At 39.8% G+C, this 1,019-nt stretch carries 1 protein-coding gene and 1 pseudogene; both read left to right on the top strand.

The annotated features are described in order from the left end of the window. Window positions 1-342: pseudogene (locus tag GNF10_RS37075) on the top strand (hypothetical protein); the annotation flags it as partial. A 5-nt stretch (window positions 343-347) separates the two neighbouring features. After that, on the top strand, window positions 348-638 hold the full coding sequence (locus tag GNF10_RS37070) for a hypothetical protein (protein WP_185593562.1): 291 nt from the start codon (window positions 348-350) through the stop codon (window positions 636-638). The last annotated feature ends 381 nt before the right edge of the window (window positions 639-1,019 follow it).

Raw genomic sequence — 1,019 nt, 5'->3', positions numbered from 1 at the left:
GGCGGAAAAATCGGGGATGCCTCCAAAATCCGATTTTGTCTGGAAATGGGGCATACTCGGTACAGCCGGGACATTGACATCAAAGATGTTTACAGCGCTTGCTTAAAAGATTGGTATGAAAAATACTTGAAGAAAGTGGTGAATCTGACGCTTGATGCTAAACACCAAGGGGATGAAATCTGGGCGATTGGTGGAGGTTGCCTGTTACCTGGATTTAAGAAGCTTTTAGAGAAGAACGGGTTCAAAATACTGGACAACCCGGTAGAAGCTAACGTCTTTGGGCTTTTAGAGATGGCAAAAGCCATCAGCAGCAAGAATTTGCCTACTACATCTATTAAGTGATCACAATGACAGAAAGACTTGACTTAGCTCCGATAAAAATTCGGCTTAAAGAAAACTACCGAGAACGCATATTTGCAGAGTCCCAACAACTAGGTAAAAGTTACCTGGAGACGCTTTACTTTATTATTGACTGCTATTTTGTTTTCATCAAGGCTGGATTAGCCACAAAACAAGTAGCTTTCACGCCGATTACTACTGACGAGAACAGACTTCCTTCAATGACTTCAACTCCATTTCCACAAGAGAAAGAAGAAGATTCTTCAAGCGAAACCTTCAGCCTTGACTTTGATTTATAGCGGTCAAAGGAAGTTGTTAATTACACACAAGGTTATTCCACTGTGACGCGAAAAGAATTTTTCCCCTAGAGTTGTCACTGAGCCGAAGATTTGTCTGTAGCATAGGATCTACTGTATTTTCAGCCCATAACAATCGCATAGCTGACATTGTAACTTTTTGCAATTCTTATCATTAGCTCTACTTTTTCTAACTGATTCCACATACTTTCCACAGCTACTTCTACTGTTTTCCACAGTTGTTTGACAAGATAATCAGCTTCTATTCATCCACTGGGGATTTTGTCATGACTGTAGCATCAGTCTGTCTTACGGAGTTTTTGTTAAGTTGCGTAAAGAAAATCTATCTCTAACCCTAGCTTTCACGTAATTATTTATTTTTTC

The organism is Nostoc sp. UCD121, assembly GCF_014222285.1.
Lineage (GTDB): Bacteria > Cyanobacteriota > Cyanobacteriia > Cyanobacteriales > Nostocaceae > Nostoc.
This window is presented reverse-complemented; position numbering and strand designations above follow the sequence as displayed.